This is a genomic window from Verrucosispora sp. SN26_14.1, from assembly GCF_004307965.1.
In the GTDB taxonomy this organism is placed as follows: domain Bacteria; phylum Actinomycetota; class Actinomycetes; order Mycobacteriales; family Micromonosporaceae; genus Micromonospora.
Map to the genome: position 1 here is coordinate 1 of NZ_SISL01000680.1, position 2,237 is coordinate 2,237.

A 2,237-nucleotide genomic window follows, 5' to 3' on the forward strand; every position below is an offset into this window, starting at 1 on the left:
CCCGCGCCACCGACCGACCCGACGGGATCGCTCCCGCCGGTCGAGGTCACCGGGGCCCGGGACGGCGACGGCCTGCCGCTGGGCACCCTGGCCGGCGTGTTCCTGCTGGTCGCGTTGGTCGGCGGAGGTGTCCTCGCGGCCCGTCGTCGGCGTCCCGCCGAACCGGATGACTGACCGGTCCGTCGTCGACAGCGGCCCACCCGCCCGGGTGCCGGTGCCGTCCAGGGCCCGGTCCGCCGGGGCCGGCCGGTTGCCGCGCAGCCTGCACCCGGGCGCGTGGTGGTGCTGGGCGCTCGGACTGGCGACGGCGGCCAGCCACACCACGAATCCGCTGCCGCTGGCGATGATCGTCGCCGCGGCCGCGCTGGTGGTGGTCCGCCGTCGCGGCGACGCCCCCTGGGCGCTGGCGTTCCGGATGTACCTGGTGCTCGGTGCGGTGATCGTGGCGATGCGGGTGCTGTTCCGGCTCGTCTTCGGCGGTGGTCAGGGCGACCATGTCCTGCTCCACCTGCCGGAGATCCCGCTGCCGGCCTGGGCGGCCGGTATCCGGCTGTTCGGGCCGGTCGCCGCCGAACAGCTCCTCGGTGGCTTCTATGACGGGCTGCGGCTGGCGACGATGCTGATCTGTCTCGGTGCCGCCAACGCCCTGGCCAACCCGAAACGGCTGCTCAAGGCGGTGCCCGGTGCCCTGTACGCGGTCAGCACGGCGGTGGTGGTCGCCCTGTCGGTCGCCCCGCAACTGGTCGAGAGCGTGTTGCGGGTACGCCGCGCCCGCCGACTGCGCGGCGCTTCCGGGCGCGGCCTGCGTGCCCTGCGCGGCATCGCCCTGCCGGTGCTGGCCGACGCCCTGGACCGGTCGCTCGCGCTGGCGGCGGCGATGGACTCGCGCGGCTACGGACGCACCGCCGCCGTGCCGGCCGGTCGACGTGCCCTCACCGGTGCCCTGGTGCTCGCCGGGCTGGTCGGTGTCTGCGTCGGCACGTACGGCCTGCTCGACGCGACCGTGCCGGGCTACCTCGGTCTGCCGATGCTCCTCGCCGGCCTGGCCACGGCGGTCGCCGGGATGCTGCTGGCGGGCCGCCACGTCCGCCGCAGCCGCTACCGTCCCGACCGGTGGCGGCTGGCCGAGCTGACCGTCGCCGGATGCGGCTTGGCCACTGCTGCGCTGATGATGACGGCCGGCACGGTGGACCCGGACCGGCTCTACCCACCGGTCAGTCCGCTCACCTGGCCGGAGTTGACGCCCCTGGTGGTGCTCGCCGTGCTGGTGGCCGTGGCGCCGGGCTGGCTGGCCCCACCGGCACCGACGGCGAATCCCGCCGCGCGAACGCTGGCCGTCCCCTCGGCGGCGACGACGGGCCGCACCGGCCACACGTCGCGCCGCGACACCGCCCAGCCGGAGGCGCACCAATGATCGACTTCGACCGGGTCACCGTCCGGTACGCGGAGAGCCGTGAACCGATGCTGCGGGACGTCTGCCTACACATCCCGGAGGGCGAGTTGTGCCTGGTCGCCGGGCGTACCGGGGCGGGCAAGTCGACGCTGCTGCGGGCGATCAACGGCCTCGTGCCGCACTTCACCGGCGGCACCCTGTACGGCACGGTGACGGTGCACGGCCGGGACACCCGCACGTACCCGCCGCGTGACCTCGCCGACGTCGTCGGCGTGGTCGGTCAGGACCCGCTCGCCGGTTTCGTCACCGACACCGTCGAGGAGGAACTCGCCTATGGCATGGAACAACTCGCGTTGCCCGCGCCGGTCATGCGCAAGCGCGTCGAGGAGACCCTCGACCTGCTCGGCATCGCCGAGCTGCGGGACCGTCCGCTGCGGACACTCTCCGGCGGGCAGCAGCAGCGGGTCGCCATCGGTGCGGTCCTCACCAGTCACCCGCAGGTGCTGGTGCTCGACGAACCGACCTCGGCGCTGGACCCGACGGCCGCCGAGGACGTCCTGGCCGCCGTCACCCGCCTGGTCCACGACCTCGGCGTGACCGTGGTGGTGGCCGAGCACCGACTCGAACGCGTCGTGCAGTACGCCGACCGGCTGCTCTACCTCCCCGGTGACGGCACTGTCCTCGACGGGCCACCGGACGCCGTCCTCGCCGACATCGAGCTGGCCCCACCGCTGATCGAGTTGGGTCGTGCCGCCGGCTGGACACCCCTGCCGCTCTCCGTCCGCGACGCCCGACGGCGCGCGGGCGACCTCCGACAACGGCTCGCCGACGCGTCGCCCCCACC

At 74.6% G+C, this 2,237-nt stretch carries 2 protein-coding genes; both read left to right on the plus strand.

Going from position 1 to position 2,237, the window contains the following annotated elements; genetic code table 11:
- Nucleotides 1-166: 166 nt before the first annotated feature.
- Nucleotides 167-1,414: a CbiQ family ECF transporter T component gene (locus EYA84_RS30805; RefSeq protein ID WP_131057722.1), complete on the plus strand. Its 1,248-nt coding sequence runs from the start codon at nt 167-169 to the stop codon at nt 1,412-1,414.
- Nucleotides 1,411-2,237: energy-coupling factor ABC transporter ATP-binding protein (locus EYA84_RS30810; protein ID WP_131057723.1), on the plus strand; the 827-nt coding region annotated here is incomplete at its 3' end. The genes EYA84_RS30805 and EYA84_RS30810, both read left to right, overlap by 4 nt.

What these genes read in the sequence shown, in the direction of transcription:
- EYA84_RS30805 (WP_131057722.1), top strand. Translation starts at nt 167, where the DNA reads ATGACTGACCGGTCCGTCGTCGACAGCGGCCCACCCGCCCGGGTGCCG.